Annotated in this window: 21 protein-coding genes; 18 read left to right on the top strand and 3 right to left on the bottom strand. The window is 37.9% G+C overall.

Annotation, left to right across the window (positions count from 1 at the left end; genetic code table 11):
* Nucleotides 1-356: 356 nt before the first annotated feature.
* A complete protein-coding gene (gene katA, locus LRP81_RS15780; protein WP_230502774.1) occupies nt 357-1,808 on the bottom strand; it encodes a catalase KatA in 1,452 nt (483 codons plus the stop codon).
* Nucleotides 1,809-2,183: 375 nt separating this feature from the next.
* Between katA and LRP81_RS15775 the strand changes: the two genes are divergently transcribed.
* Nucleotides 2,184-2,420: a YqkE family protein gene (locus LRP81_RS15775; protein WP_230502772.1), complete on the top strand. Its 237-nt coding sequence runs from the start codon at nt 2,184-2,186 to the stop codon at nt 2,418-2,420.
* Nucleotide 2,421: 1 nt separating this feature from the next.
* A complete protein-coding gene (locus LRP81_RS15770) occupies nt 2,422-2,958 on the top strand; it encodes a GrpB family protein (RefSeq protein ID WP_230502770.1) in 537 nt (178 codons plus the stop codon).
* Nucleotides 2,959-3,007: 49 nt separating this feature from the next.
* Here the strand turns inward: LRP81_RS15770 and LRP81_RS15765 are convergent, their stop codons facing one another.
* Nucleotides 3,008-3,928, bottom strand: a complete 921-nt coding sequence (locus tag LRP81_RS15765) for an aldo/keto reductase (protein WP_230502819.1) — start codon at nt 3,926-3,928, stop codon at nt 3,008-3,010.
* 64 nt (nt 3,929-3,992) lie between these two features.
* Nucleotides 3,993-4,124 (bottom strand): Z-ring formation inhibitor MciZ, encoded by a 132-nt coding sequence (gene mciZ / locus LRP81_RS15760; RefSeq protein ID WP_230502768.1) that lies wholly within the window; start codon nt 4,122-4,124, stop codon nt 3,993-3,995.
* 73 nt (nt 4,125-4,197) lie between these two features.
* On the opposite strand from mciZ, the gene LRP81_RS15755 reads away from it, so the two are divergent.
* The 16 genes from LRP81_RS15755 (at nt 4,198) to spoVAC (ending at nt 16,812) form a co-directional block, all read left to right on the top strand.
* Complete coding sequence (locus tag LRP81_RS15755; protein WP_230502766.1) at nt 4,198-4,749, top strand: NUDIX hydrolase; 552 nt, start codon at nt 4,198-4,200, stop codon at nt 4,747-4,749.
* 8 nt (nt 4,750-4,757) lie between these two features.
* The gene (locus LRP81_RS15750; protein WP_230502764.1) at nt 4,758-5,933 is read left to right on the top strand and encodes an endonuclease Q family protein; all 1,176 of its coding nucleotides are present in this window, start codon (nt 4,758-4,760) and stop codon (nt 5,931-5,933) included.
* Between the two features lie 100 nt (nt 5,934-6,033).
* Nucleotides 6,034-6,675, top strand: coding sequence for a stage II sporulation protein M (spoIIM, locus tag LRP81_RS15745; RefSeq protein ID WP_230502762.1), 642 nt, complete (start codon nt 6,034-6,036; stop codon nt 6,673-6,675).
* A gap of 128 nt (nt 6,676-6,803) precedes the next feature.
* Nucleotides 6,804-7,271, top strand: a complete 468-nt coding sequence (fur, locus tag LRP81_RS15740; protein WP_230502760.1) for a ferric iron uptake transcriptional regulator — start codon at nt 6,804-6,806, stop codon at nt 7,269-7,271.
* Nucleotides 7,272-7,376: 105 nt separating this feature from the next.
* A complete protein-coding gene (locus tag LRP81_RS15735; RefSeq protein ID WP_230502758.1) occupies nt 7,377-7,604 on the top strand; it encodes a YqzK family protein in 228 nt (75 codons plus the stop codon).
* A gap of 6 nt (nt 7,605-7,610) precedes the next feature.
* The gene (gene xerD, locus LRP81_RS15730) at nt 7,611-8,501 is read left to right on the top strand and encodes a site-specific tyrosine recombinase XerD (protein WP_230502756.1); all 891 of its coding nucleotides are present in this window, start codon (nt 7,611-7,613) and stop codon (nt 8,499-8,501) included.
* Nucleotides 8,502-8,739: 238 nt separating this feature from the next.
* Entirely contained in the window at nt 8,740-9,924 is a 1,185-nt protein-coding gene (gene deoB, locus LRP81_RS15725) for a phosphopentomutase (RefSeq protein ID WP_230502754.1), read from the top strand.
* 12 nt (nt 9,925-9,936) lie between these two features.
* A complete protein-coding gene (locus LRP81_RS15720; RefSeq protein ID WP_230502752.1) occupies nt 9,937-10,752 on the top strand; it encodes a purine-nucleoside phosphorylase in 816 nt (271 codons plus the stop codon).
* A 29-nt stretch (nt 10,753-10,781) separates the two neighbouring features.
* Nucleotides 10,782-12,086, top strand: a complete 1,305-nt coding sequence (locus LRP81_RS15715) for a pyrimidine-nucleoside phosphorylase (protein WP_230502750.1) — start codon at nt 10,782-10,784, stop codon at nt 12,084-12,086.
* Nucleotides 12,087-12,274: 188 nt separating this feature from the next.
* Nucleotides 12,275-13,438: a D-alanyl-D-alanine carboxypeptidase family protein gene (locus tag LRP81_RS15710; RefSeq protein WP_230502748.1), complete on the top strand. Its 1,164-nt coding sequence runs from the start codon at nt 12,275-12,277 to the stop codon at nt 13,436-13,438.
* A gap of 134 nt (nt 13,439-13,572) precedes the next feature.
* Nucleotides 13,573-13,923: an anti-sigma F factor antagonist gene (gene spoIIAA / locus LRP81_RS15705; protein WP_230502746.1), complete on the top strand. Its 351-nt coding sequence runs from the start codon at nt 13,573-13,575 to the stop codon at nt 13,921-13,923.
* A complete protein-coding gene (gene spoIIAB / locus LRP81_RS15700) occupies nt 13,923-14,363 on the top strand; it encodes an anti-sigma F factor (RefSeq protein WP_230502744.1) in 441 nt (146 codons plus the stop codon). The genes spoIIAA and spoIIAB overlap by 1 nt, the downstream gene beginning before the upstream one ends.
* Nucleotides 14,364-14,375: 12 nt before the next feature.
* A complete protein-coding gene (gene sigF / locus LRP81_RS15695) occupies nt 14,376-15,131 on the top strand; it encodes an RNA polymerase sporulation sigma factor SigF (RefSeq protein WP_230502741.1) in 756 nt (251 codons plus the stop codon).
* 174 nt (nt 15,132-15,305) lie between these two features.
* Nucleotides 15,306-15,926, top strand: coding sequence for a stage V sporulation protein AA (locus LRP81_RS15690; protein WP_230502739.1), 621 nt, complete (start codon nt 15,306-15,308; stop codon nt 15,924-15,926).
* Complete coding sequence (locus LRP81_RS15685) at nt 15,916-16,338, top strand: stage V sporulation protein AB (RefSeq protein ID WP_230502737.1); 423 nt, start codon at nt 15,916-15,918, stop codon at nt 16,336-16,338. The genes LRP81_RS15690 and LRP81_RS15685 overlap by 11 nt, the downstream gene beginning before the upstream one ends.
* Before the next feature lie 18 nt (nt 16,339-16,356).
* Nucleotides 16,357-16,812 carry a stage V sporulation protein AC gene (gene spoVAC / locus LRP81_RS15680; RefSeq protein ID WP_399207868.1) on the top strand — a complete coding sequence of 152 codons (456 nt, stop codon included), beginning with the start codon at nt 16,357-16,359 and terminating at the stop codon, nt 16,810-16,812.
* Nucleotides 16,813-16,816 lie beyond the last annotated feature (4 nt).

Raw genomic sequence — 16,816 nt, 5'->3', positions numbered from 1 at the left:
GGGTATTCGAGCTCCGTTTGCTTTTTGGCTTTAGAGTTAAAAAACGAGAGTATTAGAGGATGCTGAAGGAATTGTAAAGTATCCACAGGCTTTCTTTGATTAAAATGAAAAGAAAAAAGTGCTCGATTCATATTAGGCACTTTTTTGCTATTTTTTTCTTTGTATCCTAACTCCACAACCACATAAAACCGTATGCTTCAACGTTTTTTGTGGCTTATCACATATTTTACATTTCTGAGTTATCATTTTATAAACACCCTTTCTTATATTTGCAGCAGATACTTGTAAGAGTACCTGCTGCTTTTGACAGAAGTGAGAATAATCGAGAATTAGTTATGTTCAATATTTAGAGTATCTTAAGCTTTTTGGGGTACTTGAAAGCCTAATCCTTCAGCAATTCGTGTGCCATATTCAGAATCCGCCCTGTAGAAATGACCGATCTGTCGCAACTTGATTTCATCATTCTCAACAGGTGACATTGCATCCACAATATTCTTGACTAGTCTGATGCGTTCCTCTTCACTCAACAAGCGATATAGGTCACCTGCTTGTGTGTAGTGGTCTTGATGATCGTATCCCACACTATTTGCTACACCAGAGACAGTGTACGGAGCTTGCTTGTTTTCAGGTGATTCAGTTGGACCTTGGAAGCTATTTGGCTCGTAATAAATAGAAGCCCCGCCATTGTTGTCAAAGCGCATTTGTCCATCACGTTGATAATTGTGCACTTCATTTTTTGCACGGTTAATGGGTAGTGCCTGGTGATTAGCACCAACGCGATAACGGTGAGCATCATGATAAGCAAACAAACGTCCTTGTAGCATTTTGTCTGGTGAAACATCAATTCCAGGCACTAATGTACCAGGGGAGAATGTTGCTTGTTCCACTTCCGCGAAATAGTTTTCCGGGTTTCTATTAAGGACCATACGACCAACCTCAATTAATGGGTAGTCCTTTTGGGACCATACTTTTGTAACGTCGAACGGATCAAATCGGTAAGTATTAGCATCTTCCAAAGGCATGATTTGCACATATAACTTCCAAGCAGGATAGTCACCTTTCTCAATGGCATGGAATAGGTCTTGTGTATGATGGTCTGGATTTTCCCCTGCAATCTTCGTTCCAACTTCTTCGGATAGATTTTTTATTCCTTGTTCCGTTTTAAAATGGTATTTAATCCATACTCCATCGCCATCGTTGTTAACCCATTTAAAAGTGTGACTTCCAAATCCGTGCATGTGACGGTATGTAGCTGGTATTCCTCGATCAGACATCAAAATGGTTACTTGATGAAGTGATTCAGGTGAAAGGGACCAGAAATCCCAAACAGCAATCGGATCCTTTAAGTGTGTTCTTGGGTGGCGCTTTTGTGTATGAATAAAATCTGGGAACTTGATGGCATCACGTATGAAGAATACAGGTGTATTGTTTCCTACAAGATCATAGTTTCCTTCTTCTGTATAAAATTTAATGGCAAACCCTCTTGGATCACGAACTGAATCCGCTGATCCATTCTCACCGGCAACTGTAGAGAAGCGAACAAAGAGAGGAGTTTTTTTGCCAACCTCTGATAAAAAATCTGCTTTTGTATATGCAGTCACATCATTCGTTACTTCAAAATAACCATGTGCACCTGCACCTTTAGCATGTACAACGCGTTCTGGAACACGCTCTCGGTTAAAATGAGCTAGTTTTTCAAGTAAATGTACATCCTGGATTAGTGTAGGACCTCTAGATCCAGCAGTAATGGAATGTTGATTATCTCCGACAGGAGCTCCCCAGCTCGTGGTTAATTGCTTACCTTTCATATTCAACTTCTTCACCTCAGAAATTAGTAGATTAATAATACGTTTTTAATAATAACATTTCTCAAAGAAAAATCAATACTTTTTTATAATTATTATAAAGTGATAACTTATATCATAAAATTAATAGTACAAAAAAAAATCATCTTGCTTATAGTAATATGTAGACAAAGATTCTTATTTTGGGAAGATTCGTAGATTGTAGTGGCGGGCTTCCAGTCCGCCCGCGGAAAGCGAAGCGTCTGTAACGAAGAGCAACAGTTCAATGCAAAGACTAAAAAATGTGTTTGTCAACGATACTAATTATTAATTTTTATTCCTCGAATAGAATGATTTTGCTATACTACTAGAAAAATAGATGATGGAGGGAAAATGGTTATGAAAAAAAATAAAAAAAACATAAAGTGCGAAGATAAACTTACATTAAAAGATCAATTGGAAGGGGAAGTATTTTCCAAGTTGAAATCTATGAAAAATCAATTAGTAGAAGCTGAGCAAAAAATAAAAGAAGACGCTGCTATAAAAGCACGGGAAGAGAAGCGGATGAAAGAAAAAAATAAATCTTTTGCTGAGCTATTTGAAGAAAGTAATCAAAATTGGCGGAACTTTAAATAATATGTCAAGGAAGATGAGGGTAGTGGATTATGATCCTACATGGTCAAAGTTGTTTCATATCGAAAAGAAACATTTAGAAGAGATTATGACTGACAATGTTTTAGCTGTACATCATATTGGGAGTACAGCGATACCTGGAATAAAAGCAAAACCTGTTATTGATATCCTAATAGAAGTTCATTCTTTGCAAAAGGTCGATGAAATGGAAATAAAGTTATCGAATCTGGGGTATGTTGGAAAAGGGGAAAATGGAATACCTGATCGTCGGTTTTTCCAAAAAGGGGGAGATAACCGTACCCATCATGTGCACTGTTATAAAAAAGGGAATCCTGAAGTGAAACGGCATATATTGTTTCGAGATTATCTCAGAACCCATCTTAATCGTGCGCTCGAATACAGCAGATTAAAAGAGGAATTATCTATCAAATTTTTTCAGGACCCCCATGGTTATGTAGAAGGTAAAAATGAGTTTGTGCAAATGATTGATGAGAAAGTGAATCAGCTTATTAACAGCAAAAGAAAAAGGGAAAAAGATTAATTCCCCTTTGTTCCCTTTGAAGAAGACAATGTGTGTGAATCACATATATTTACTGACGATGCTCTTTGTAAACAGTTTGCTTCAACAATCCTTGTAGTTGTTTCATCTCACCTATGGAAAATTCATATTTTTGAATGGCACGTACATTTGCTTCAAGCTGCTCAATGGAGCTAGCTCCTGGTATTACTGCTGCAACAGAAGGCTGTGATAAACAGTAATGGAATGCAGCAGCTTCCAGTGACCTATCACCAATTATATCTTTCAATTTCGGGAGGATCTCGGAAAGGTCTTTGTCAGAATAATCCATGTATCCTTTTCCGGCATACTTCGTTTTTAGTTTTTCATTCCATTCATCAGAAAGCAATCCTTTTGCTAGTGGTCCGCGAGCAATGATACCTACATTATGTGTTTGAAATAACTCCAACCATTCCTCTGGTCGATTATCTAGCATACTGAATTGCATCATAACTGATATGATCGAAGAATTTTCGATAAACCTTTTGATGACATTTGGACGAATAGAAGAAATGCCGTATTCTCGGATTAATCCTTCTTTTTTTAGTTCCTCAAATGCATCAATAGTTTCATCAGTTGGGTCTTCTATTGTTCCTCCGTGTAGTTGATAGAGGTCAATATAGTCCGTTTTAAGGCGGTGCAAACTATCCTTTATGGCAGAATGGATATGTTTTTTAGAGGGATCCCACTCCCAGCCATCCTGACCAGGAATCCAACGATTACCCGCTTTTGTCGCAAGGATAACGTTGTCTCGCTGTCCTCTCAAAGCATTTCCTACTATTTTTTCGTTTTCTCCCAAATCATATAAATCAGCGGTATCAAAGTAATTAACACCAAGCTCTAGTGCTCGTTTAACAATATCTCTCGCATTATGTTCATTTGTACCAAGGGACATACAACCTAAGCCAATCTGACTTACTTCCAAAGCTGAATTACCGAGACGATTTTTCTGTATCAAAAAAAGCCCTCCTTTTTAGATAGTTTATCGAAAAGTAGGGCCAAGCTACAAATGATGACACTTATTCTTCTTTAAGAGCATTAATACAAGTTGTCACATATACATGATGAAGTGCAAATTCTCTTAATTTGCTTCTGATTTCCCAAGCTTTTCCTACCATTACAATATTGTTAGGACGGACATAAATCTTCACTTTGTCTCCTCCTCCTCATTGTATGGTAGAATGTATGAAGAATTGCGACATATCAGAACAAGGAGTGTTCACAATGGATCAATTAGAAGAAAAAACATTACATAGTGAAAAACTATTTGAAGGCAGAATTATTGAATTATATTTAGAAGATGTAGAGCTTCCCAATGGAAAAACTAGCAAACGTGAAATAATTAAACATCCTGGTGCAGTAGCGATTATTGCAATAACAGATGAAAACAAAATGGTGATGGTTCGTCAATACCGAAAAGCGATGGAAAAGATTTTAGTTGAAATTCCGGCAGGGAAACTAGAAAAAGGGGAAAAAGCAATGGTGACGGCAAAGCGAGAGCTTCAGGAAGAGACAGGCTATACCTGTGATGAGCTTGAACCATTAATTTCTTTTTACACATCACCAGGATTTGCTGATGAGCTAGTGCATTTGTTCATTACTAAAGGGTTGAGAAAAGATACCGAGGAGCATCAACTAGACGAAGACGAATTTGTTGAACTTCTTGAGGTAACACTAGAGGAAGCGTTGGAGCTCATTGAGAAAAAGGATATTTATGATGCAAAGACTGCATACGCAGTTCAGTACTGGCAAATGAAAACATTGCTTGGAAAGTAGGTACTAACATGAAGGATTATTTTGCAGATTATCATATTCATTTGGGCAGAACAACCAGTGGTAAGCCAGTCAAAATTACTGCTTCCAACAAAATGACATTAGAGGCTGTTCTAGATGAGGCACAAAACAAAAAGGGTCTAGATATGGTAGGGGTGATTGATTGCCAAGTGCCTGAGGTGTTAATAGAGCTACGTCATGGACTTGCAAATAGTGATATTACTGAACTAGAAGGTGGCGGTGTCCGTATTAACGAACTTACCCTTATATTAGGTGCAGAGATTGAAATCTTCGATGAAAACTGTCAGGGACTTATTCATGTCCTCTGTTATATGCCGACTGTTGAACGAATGATAGATTTCTCGAACTGGTTGGGAAAAAGAATGAAGAATATTACTCTATCCACACAGCGTGTGTATGAATCTGCAAAAAATGTCCAACAGAAAGTAAGAGAACTTAGAGGATTGTTTATCCCAGCACATGTTTTTACCCCATTTAAAAGCTTGTATGGGAAAGGGGTTAACAAGAGTTTAACGGAAGTATTTGATCCAGCATTAATAGATGGAATCGAACTGGGCTTAAGTGCTGACACCTCCATGGCTAATGCGTTAAGTGAACTTGATTCATACTCTTTTCTTTCAAATTCTGACGCACATTCAGTCGGAAAGATAGCACGTGAATATCAGAAAGTACGAATGAAAGATCCGAGTTTTGAGGAATTTCGATTAGCATTACAGGAAAAAGAAGGACGGAAAGTTATTGCGAATTTTGGGCTAAGTCCAAAGCTAGGAAAGTATTTTACAACTGTTTGTGACCAGTGTTTTGGCCAATTTGATATTACTTCCCGAACTTGTTTACACTGCGGAAATACCCGGTTTGTAAAAGGGGTTTCAAGCAGGATTATTGAATTGTCAAATCGTGCCGTAACATCAGAGAATATAAGAAAAAGACCACCATACATTCATCAAGTACCCCTTGATTTTATTCCTGGGGTAGGCCCTAAAACGTTGGCAAAATTAAGAAGCGTTTTTGGCACGGAGATGGGGATTTTACATCAAGCTACTCAAGCGGAACTTGAGGAAGTAGCTGGAAAAAAGATAGCCTCTTTAATTATTGCTGCCAGGAATGGAAAGTTATCCTTTCAGGCAGGTGGTGGGGGAAAGTTCGGTAGTATTAAGGGTAACTAAAAAGCAATGGATATATTCCTCATTTTTCTTTATTCAAGCAGTCATACTTCTCTGACTCTATCATACAATCTAGTATGTGTATGATAGGAGGAAATGAGAGATGAAAAAACAGTCGCGGTTCACCGTTTTACTAGGTCATTTAAAAGAGCATTCATCATTGTATTTATTTATTGTGGTGCTATTTTTTATGGGAGTAATTTTTGGGGCAATAGTCGTCAATAGTATGAATTTTTCACAAAAACAGGATCTGTTTGTCTATATAAGCCGGTTCTTCGGACAAGTCGAAGAAGGACACATAGCTAACCAAAAGGATATATTTTTTCAAAGTTATTTTCATAATATAAAATACGTTCTGTTAATGTGGGTACTAGGAATTTCTATCATTGGACTCCCTGTTATTTTGGTACTGCTCTTTTTAAAAGGGGTAGTAGTGGGCTTTACTGTAGGTTTCCTTGTAAACCAATTAAGTTGGAAAGGGTTTTTATTATCCTTTGTGGCGATTCTGCCCCAAAATATGATTTCTATCCCAGCGTATATCATTATTGGGGCATTGTCAGTTGCGTTCACCTTGAAAATGATAAGACAACAATTTGTTAAACGGATACAAGAACCATTTTTTCAACAATTTATCCGTTACAGTATGGCAATGGGAGTGATTCTAATGTTGCTTGTTGCTGCTTCACTAATAGAGGCATTCGCTTCCCCTGTATTCATGAAATCAGTTGTTTCTTTATTGGATTAATAATCAGTTAATAATAATTATTGAAAAAATCACTTCTCACTTCCCCTTATTTATAATGATTATTTTTTCTTTGACAGTTCTTCTCCCATTCGCTAAAATATAGTGGTAGAGCGAGGGAGGGACGATAGTTGGAAAATAGAATAGATCGTATAAAAAAGCTGCTGCATTCTGCAAGCTACAAGCTTACTCCTCAGCGGGAATCCACCGTCCGAGTGTTACTTGAGCATGAAGAGGATCATTTGAGTGCGGAAGATGTATACCTCCTCGTTAAAGAAAAATCACCAGAGATTGGACTTGCTACGGTATACCGTACGCTGGAACTGCTAACAGAACTCAAAATTGTCGATAAAATTAATTTTGGTGACGGAGTATCACGATATGATTTACGCCAAGAAGGTGCCAAACACTTTCATCATCACTTAGTTTGCATAGAGTGTGGCGCTGTGGACGAAATTCAAGACGATTTACTTGAAGATGTGGAAGCAATCGTTGAACGAGATTGGAATTTTAAAATAAAAGATCATAGATTGACATTTCATGGGATTTGTCATCGTTGTCAAGATTCTGAAAAAGATGATGATAGTGAGAATACATAAACCTTTTCCAAACAAAGTTGGAAAAGGTTTTTTCTTTGCAAATCAGGTATAAAACTTCTGTAAATTGTCATAGCTTTTACTAAGACAAGTTTGGAGGAGTTTCTCATGAAGAATTTTTTGGATTCATGCTATAATACAATAAAGGTATTTATTTTATTTACAGGCTGTACAGTGTTATTTTATTATGGAATCTTGTGGATAAATCAGGAGTACCAAAATTACCATCGCTACGATGAACCTGAAGGAGCGGCGGTTAAAGTGACAAAAATGGTGGAAGAAAGAGATGAGGGTTGGCTACAACGCTTATTGTTTTTCTACCATTACGGGGAGTAGAAAATATTGCGTGATCAATTAAAAGACTTTATTCATTTTTTAATGGTAGAAAAAGGCCTGGCGAATAATACAGTGGTTTCTTATGAACGAGATTTGAAATCATATATTCTTTTTATTAAAAATGTGGAGGAAATCCACACTCTTGATGAAGTCTCTAGGACTACCATTCTTCAATTCTTGAAATTTTTGAATGAAAATGGAAAGTCATCTAAGACCATCGCACGCCACATTGCATCTATCCGTTCCTTTCATCAATTTTTGCTTCGGGAAAAGGTAACCAATCAAGATCCAACAGTACATATCGATCGACCAAAGCAAGAACAAAAGCTTCCTCAAGTTCTAGCGGTGGAAGAAGTTCAAGCGTTGTTGGAAGTTCCTGATGTTCATAAAATGTACGGGAAAAGGGATAAAGCTATGTTGGAGCTTTTGTATGCGACCGGAATAAGAGTATCCGAATTGATTTCACTGAATGTAAGTGATGTTCATTTAGCCATGGGATTTATTCGCTGTATCGGAAAAGGAAATAAAGAACGGATTATTCCTCTAGGAAAATTAGCTCAAGAAGCCATCCAAATATATATAGAAGAAAGTCGTCCACAATTAAGAAAGAAGAAAACTACGGATGCACTGTTTCTTAATCATCTCGGAAATCGTTTATCGAGACAAGGATTTTGGAAAATTCTCAAAAAGTTGACCAAGGAAGCAGGAATAGAAAAAGAATTAACTCCTCATACGTTAAGGCATTCCTTTGCTACGCACCTCTTGGAAAACGGTGCTGACTTAAGGGCAGTTCAGGAAATGCTTGGACATGCTGATATATCTACCACACAAATATATACACATGTAACAAAAAATAGAATGAAAGATGTATATTCTAGATTCCATCCAAGAGCATAAAAATAATTGGCTAATGGAAAAGACTGTTTACATATAAAAATTGTGGAACAGTCTTTTTTTGCTGATTAAAGTATGGACTTTTTCTAATTTATAATTGCAAGTTTGAAAGCGCTTGTTTATACTAGTAATAGAGGTCAGACTTCTGACAAGTGAAAGTCTATCTTGAATGACTATCCTCAACGAAAAAGGGGAAAATACGAAAAGTAAAAATAGATCGAAATTGCAGGAGGTATGTTTGATGAGTTCATATACATATAAAAGAGTATTCCTTGTTGTAATGGATTCTGTTGGAATTGGTGAGGCTCCAGATGCAGACAAGTTTGGTGACATAGGAGCAGATACATTAGGGCATATAGCAAATCATCTAAAAGGATTGAACATGCCAAATATGGCTAAGCTTGGACTTAGTAATATAGAAAATATAAAAGGGGTACCTAAAGCAGAAAAACCGATTGCTTTTTATACTAAAATGGAAGAGGCATCAAGCGGAAAAGACACCATGACTGGACACTGGGAGATTATGGGGCTAAGGATTGATACGCCATTCCGTGTGTTTCCAGAAGGATTTCCTGCTGAACTAATTCAAGAGCTTGAAGAACGTTCAGGTAGAAAAGTAATTGGTAATATTCCTGCTAGCGGAACCGAAATTCTTGATCAGCTTGGCCAAGAACATGTGGAAACGGGTGCCTTAATTGTGTATACATCCGCAGATTCCGTCCTTCAAATTGCCGCACATGAGGAAGTTGTTCCACTTGAAGAACTTTATCAGATTTGTAAAATTGCTCGTGAACTTACTCTCGATGAAAAATACATGGTTGGACGTATCATAGCACGTCCTTTTGTAGGTGAGGCCGGAAATTGGCAACGTACCTCTAATCGACATGACTATGCACTAAAACCATTTGAACGTACTGTTATGAATGAATTAAAAGATAGTGGATATGATGTTATTTCCATAGGGAAAATCTCTGATATATTCGATGGAGAAGGTGTTACAAAATCAATGCGCACCGTATCTAACATGGATGGCATGGACAAACTTGTCGAGACAACAGAGATGAATTTTACAGGTATTAGCTTTTTAAATCTTGTGGATTTCGATGCACTTTATGGACACAGAAGGGATCCAGAAGGGTATGGGAAAGCATTAGAGGAATATGATGCACGACTCCCTGAAGTTATTGCGAACCTTACTAATCAAGATTTGTTAATCGTGACGGCAGATCATGGGAATGATCCAACATTCCCTGGTACTGATCATACTCGTGAGTTTGTTCCGTTATTAGTATATTCACCGCAGCATCAAGAAGGCAAACCGTTAGAAACTCGTAAAACATTTGCAGATATTGGTGCGACAATCGCGGACAACTTTAACATAAAAATGCCAACGCACGGAAAAAGCTTTTTACCAGACTTAAATTAAGGGGAGATAAAAATGAATTTGGAAGCAATCAAAAAATCAGCAGATTATATCAAGGAAAAACTATCCAATACACCACAAATTGGGCTCATCTTAGGGTCTGGCCTTGGCGTATTAGCTGAAGAAATCCAAAATCCTACGGTTATTCCGTATCAGGAAATCCCAGAATTTCCTGTATCTACTGTAGAAGGCCATGCCGGACAGCTTGTTATTGGTGAATTAGAAGGAAAAACTGTAATCGCCATGCAAGGTCGTTTTCACTTCTATGAAGGGTATGCAATGGACAAAGTAACTTTTCCAGTGCGTGTAATGAAATATTTAGGTGTGGAGAAATTAATTGTGACCAATGCTGCTGGTGGGGTAAACGAAAGTTTTGAAGCTGGCGACCTTATGATATTAACGGACCACATTAATAACATGGGTACGAATCCGTTGATTGGGCCAAACAATAATGAATTAGGTGCGCGTTTTCCAGATATGTCTGAACCGTATTGTAAAGAACTTCGTAAGCTTGCTAAAGACGTAGCGGCACAGATCGGACTTAAAGTGCAAGAGGGAGTTTATGTTGGAAATACTGGTCCATCTTATGAGACGCCAGCAGAAGTAAGAATGCTTCGTACATTAGGTGGTGACGCAGTAGGTATGTCGACAGTCCCTGAAGTAATTGTAGCTCGTCATAGTGAGATGAAAGTTTTAGGAATCTCATGTATTTCAAACATGGCTGCTGGAATACTTGATCAGCCATTAACTCATGATGAGGTAATGGAGACAACAGAAATGGTAAAAGCTAACTTCCTTCAATTTGTAAAAACAATTGTGAAAAGCATGTAATTTAATATTTCGAGAAGAGGTGTTTCAGGATGAGAATGGTAGACCTTATTCAAAAGAAACGTGACGGAAAAGAATTAACTACAGAGGAAATACAACATATCGTTAAAGGCTTCACAGATGAATCAATTCCAGATTATCAAATGAGTGCTTTTGCAATGGCTATCTTCTTCCGAGGAATGAGCGATCAGGAAAGAGCAGATCTCACCATGGCTATGGTCCACTCTGGTGATACAATTGATCTTTCTGCAATTGAGGGAATTAAAGTAGATAAGCACAGTACTGGTGGTGTAGGTGATACAACTACACTTGTTCTTGCCCCACTTGTAGCAGCTGTAGGCGTACCAGTTGCAAAAATGAGTGGTCGTGGTCTCGGCCACACTGGTGGAACGATTGACAAATTAGAATCAGTACCTGGCTTCCACGTCGAAATCGATAACCAAGAGTTTATTGATTATGTGAACAAAAACAAAGTGGCAGTCATCGGACAGAGCGGAAACCTGACTCCTGCCGACAAAAAGCTTTATGCACTGCGCGATGTAACTGCAACGGTCAATAGCATTCCATTGATTGCTAGCTCCATTATGAGTAAAAAAATCGCAGCTGGTGCCGACGCAATAGTACTTGATGTGAAAACTGGCGCCGGAGCTTTCATGAAAGATTTGGATGAAGCGAAGAAACTTGCAAAAGCAATGGTAGATATCGGAAATAATGTTGGCCGCAGAACGATGGCTGTTATATCAGATATGAGTCAGCCTCTAGGTTATGCGATAGGCAACGCACTTGAAATTAAAGAAGCAATTGATACTTTGCGTGGAAAAGGGCCAAAAGATTTAGAGGAATTATGCTTAGTTCTTGGTAGTTATATGGTTCTATTAGCAGAAAAAGCATCTACTCTTGAGGAAGCTCGTGCCATGCTTGAGGAAGTAATTCATTCAGGCGCAGCAATCGATACGTTAAAAACATTCCTTGAAGCACAGGGTGGAGATGCATCAGTTGTTGATAACCCAGAAAAATTACCACAAGCGAAATATGTTTTAGAGCTAGAAGCGAAAGAAGCTGGAGTCGTTTCAGAAATCGTCGCAGATTCGGTTGGTACTGCTGCAATGCTATTAGGTGCAGGGCGTGCAACAAAGGATTCTGAAATCGACCTTGCAGTTGGAATCGTACTTAGGAAGAAAATCGGTGAGAGAGTAGAGGCTGGCGAATCATTAGCAACTATTCACAGCAATCAAAAAGATATTACGAAAGTGAAAGAAGCGTTATATGAAAGCATCAAAGTGGTAAATAGTGATGTAACTGTTCCACCACTAGTTTACGATACTATTTCAGAGTAATATAGTAATTAAAAGCAGTCCCTCAGAAGAGTGGGGCTGCTATTTTTTTTGGCTTTGACGTGAATAATAATCATATTTGTAAATCAAACTCGCAGCTGAAGGAAATTTCTTTTCATTTCCAAATTTTCGTATAAAAAGAAACAAATAGGAAAAAATGGGAAGTATGGAATATGATTGGAGGTCTCATGATGAAAAAGTTTTTAGCTGCAATAATAATCATTGCTTTTACTTTTTCCGCGTATAGTCCGATTGTAGGGGCTGAAGAAAAAGGGATTAAACTTACAGAAAATGCAAGATCTGCGATTTTAATTGAACGTGACACTGGACAAGTGTTATATGAAAAAAATGGACACGAAAAGCTACCACCAGCGAGTATGACAAAGATAATGACAATGCTATTAATAATGGAAGCCATCGATAAAGGCAAACTATCTTGGGATGAAAAAATAAGAACAAGTGAATATGCTGCATCCATGGGAGGTTCACAGATATTCCTCGAGGCAGGAGAAGAAATGACTACCGATGAAATGCTTCGGGGTATTGCTATTGCTTCCGGAAATGATGCATCTGTTGCGATGGCGGAAAGAATTGCCGGATCTGAAGAAGCATTTGTTGAAATGATGAATTCAAAAGTAAAAGAACTTGGGCTTGAAAATACACTTTTTCAAAATCCAACAGGTTTACCGGATAAAAACCACTACAGCACAGCAAACGATATGGCTGTCATGGCGAAAGAGCTGTTAAAGTACGAAAAAATAACTAAATATACAGGTCAATATGAAGACTACCTCCGTCAAAACACAGATAAAAAGTTCTGGTTAGTTAATACGAACAAATTAGTTAAATTTTATCCAGGAGTAGATGGAGTAAAAACAGGTTTTACTTCTGAAGCGAAATACTGCTTAACTGCAACAGCAAAAAAAGATAATATGCGAGTAATTGCAGTTGTTTTTGGGGCACCAACACCAAAGGACAGAAATGCTCAAATTACAAACATGTTGGATTTTGCTTTCAGCCATTATAAGACCCATCCAATGTATGAACGAAATGTTGCTTTGGAAAAAGTCGATATTAGTAAAGGTTCCAAAAAGGAAGTAGACGCAGTGACAAGTGAACCTATTTCCATTCTGACGAAAAAGGGCGAGAATGTGGATGATGTTGTAAAAGAAATTAAAGTCGATGACAAAGTAAAAGCTCCCGTAAAAAAGGGAGATAAAGTTGGAATCATCGTACTGAAGAAAGACGGGAAAATCCTTTCACAAAGTAATTTGGTTGCTGGGCAAGACAGCAAAGAAGCAAACTGGTGGCAGCTGTTCAAGCGTTCAATGGGAAGTTTCACTAAAGTAGAGTAAGGGTTTGAATGAGAGTGAGCAGATTCCTTATACATTTTAGCGAAATACCACTAGTTTTGTCTGCAGGCAGGAAATCGGAATTTCTTTATCGAAATTGACTCACTGAACAAAGTTTCCACAAGGAGGAAAGTGCAGTGAGTCTTACCGTTGAATTGGAAGTAAAACAAAATGTCCTATGTATCCGTTTAGCTGGGGAATTGGATCATCATACTGCTGAAAACTTGAGAGAGAAAGCATCAGGAATCATTGAAAAGCATCAAATCACGCACATTATTTTGAATTTAAAGCAATTATCGTTCATGGATAGTTCTGGGCTTGGGGTAATTTTGGGCAGGTATAAACAAATTAAAAATAATGGAGGCGAAATGGTGGTTTGTTCCATTTCACCGCCTGTGAAGCGTTTATTTGAAATGTCAGGATTATTTAAAATAATCCGTCTAGAGGAAAGTGAACAAAATGCCCTTGAAAAATTGGGGGTGGCGTAATGAAAAACGTGATGAACCTGCAGTTTTCTGCGCTAAGCCAAAATGAATCATTCGCAAGGGTGACAGTAGCGGCATTTATCATGCAATTGGATCCGACAATGGATGAATTGACTGAGATTAAAACAGTTGTTTCAGAAGCGGTTACAAATGCCATTATCCATGGGTATGAAAATGACCCTGATGCTGTTGTGTATATTTCAGTTGAGTTAGAAGAGGGAGCTGCCCATATTACAATTAGAGATAAAGGTAAGGGCATTGAAAACTTAGAGGAAGCTAGACAGCCATTGTATACTACTAAGCCTGAGCTCGAGCGTTCTGGTATGGGGTTTACCATAATGGAAAACTTCATGGATTATGTAGACATTCAATCATCAAGAGAAACCGGCACCTCAATCCGTATGACCAAGTATTTAACTACGAGCAAAGCGCTTTGTAATTAAGGAGCTAAGCCTATGGATGTCGAGGTCAAAAACCAAGCACAAACATACTTAAAAGATCACGAAGTAAAAGAATTGATTCACCGCAGTCAATCAGGGGAACAAGAAGCAAGGGACTTAATTGTCCAAAAAAATATGCGGCTTGTATGGTCTGTTGTTCAACGTTTCATGAATAGAGGCTATGAACCTGATGATTTGTTCCAAATAGGTTGTATCGGCTTATTAAAGTCCGTCGATAAGTTCGATCTTTCCTATGATGTAAAATTTTCCACCTATGCCGTTCCGATGATAATTGGCGAGATACAACGCTTTATTCGTGACGATGGCAGTGTAAAAGTGAGTAGATCCTTAAAAGAAGTGGCAAACAAAATTCGAAAAGCAAAGGACGAACTCTCTAAAAGAAATGGAAGGGTTCCGACCGTCAATGAAATTGCTACATTTTTAGAAATAACTGCCGAGGAAGTGGTCCTTGCGCAAGAAGCGGCGAGAGCTCCGTCTTCCATACATGAAACGGTCTATGAAAATGATGGAGACCCTATAACTTTACTAGATCAAATAGCAGATAACTCGGAACATCGGTGGTTCGATAAAATTGCACTAAAAGAAGCCATTGAAGAATTAGATGAACGTGAAAGACTTATTGTCTATCTCAGATACTATAAAGATCAAACCCAAACCGAAGTTGCCCAGCGACTAGCGATATCTCAAGTACAAGTAAGTCGGTTGGAAAAGAAAATATTGCAGCAAATGAAAGACCGTATGGACGAGTGATGTCTATACGGTTTTTTTCTGTTAGCAGGAGCCTAACAAGTCTACTCCATCAATAATTGCATCGTTTTTCGCCGAAATGGTAATTGTTGGACTCCTTTTTTCCTTTGCATGGTAATTCTCCCACTAATACATACTAAAGGGACAATCCCATTTTTGGCAGGAGGTGTTTGCAAGATGGACAAATCATTATATTTGCGCCTTCGTCATCGAATACAAGTAAATCCTAATCAAATAGTCAGACTAGAAGATGTCGCACAACTGGTTGCTGATTCGAGAACAATCGATAAGGTTCGCCAAATGGAAATATACCATGTAAATGTGAATGATAAATCAATTAAAATACTTGATGTAATGAGGATTATAGAGGAAATCCATCTTATTGATAAAAATATCGATATTCAAACATTCGGACCTGCCCAAACAATTGTTGAAATAGTTTATAAAAAAAAACAGTTCAAGCCCATTTTTTTTATTGCAGTTTGGTTGCTTTTGTTTTTAGGGGCTGCACTTGCGATTATGAACTTCCACGAAGATGTCAGCATGAGAGTTGTACATCAAAAAATCTTTAAAACCATAACAGGATTAGATGACGAAAAACCACTGTTACTACAAATTCCCTATTCCATTGGATTAGGATTAGGAATGATTCTCTTTTTTAATCATGTTTTCAGGAAAAGAATTAACGAAGAACCGAGTCCACTAGAAGTAGAAATGTTTAACTATCAGCAAGACTTAGATCAGTATGTCATCATGAATGAAAACAAGGAGAGTTCAAAAAACATAAATGACAATTAATATAGTCTTTGTCGTATTTCTAGGTTTGGCTGGTGGACTCGCAGTTGGTTCTGGTTTTGTAGCATTCCTTGCAGTTTTGGGCATTATACCGAGACTAACACAGCTTACTAAAACAATTAAATACTTACATGGCTATGAATGGGGAGTAATTTGTGGTGCCTTATTTGGCAGTTGGATCAGTTTGAATTCGGTATCCTTTCACCTACCATCCATTATTGCAATTCCGATCGGTATGTTTTGCGGCATCTTTATTGGATTATTGGCTGCAGCTTTAACAGAGGTTTTAAATGTTTTACCAATACTCGCTAAAAGAATTGGTGTAGACGGTCACATGGCTATTCTATTAATGGCGATTGTATTTGGAAAAATAATTGGCTCCCTTTATCATTGGTTAGTGTTTGTCAATTTGTAAAAAAGGTGTGTGAAAGTGTTGAGCGAGAAAATAAAAGATAACTATAAAGAAAGCATCAAAAAGTTTCAGCCAAAACCACCCTATGTTATGAATTGCATAAAAGCCTTCTTGGTAGGTGGAGCTATTTGCCTGATTGGACAGGGGATTCAAAATTTTTACATGTCGGTTTTTCATTTTTCTGAGAAAAACGCAGGAAATCCGACTGTAGCTACACTAATCCTATTTTCAGCACTTCTTACTGGGTTTGGTTTATATGATAAACTTGGTCAGTTTTCTGGAGCAGGCTCAGCTGTACCTGTTACTGGCTTTGCCAACTCCATGACAAGTGCAGCGATGGAGCATCGGAGTGAGGGAATTGTACTTGGGGTTGCGACAAATATGTTCAAACTTGCAGGAAGTGTCATTGTATTCGGCGTTGTAGCAGCCTATATAGTAGGGATGATCAGGTACTTACTCCATGGCATTACATGGTGAGGAG

The sequence above is a fragment of the Sutcliffiella rhizosphaerae genome, assembly GCF_917563925.1.
Lineage (GTDB): Bacteria > Bacillota > Bacilli > Bacillales > Bacillaceae_I > Sutcliffiella_A > Sutcliffiella_A rhizosphaerae.
The sequence above is the reverse complement of the archived record's forward strand: the minus strand, read 5'-3'. Positions and strand labels throughout refer to the sequence as shown.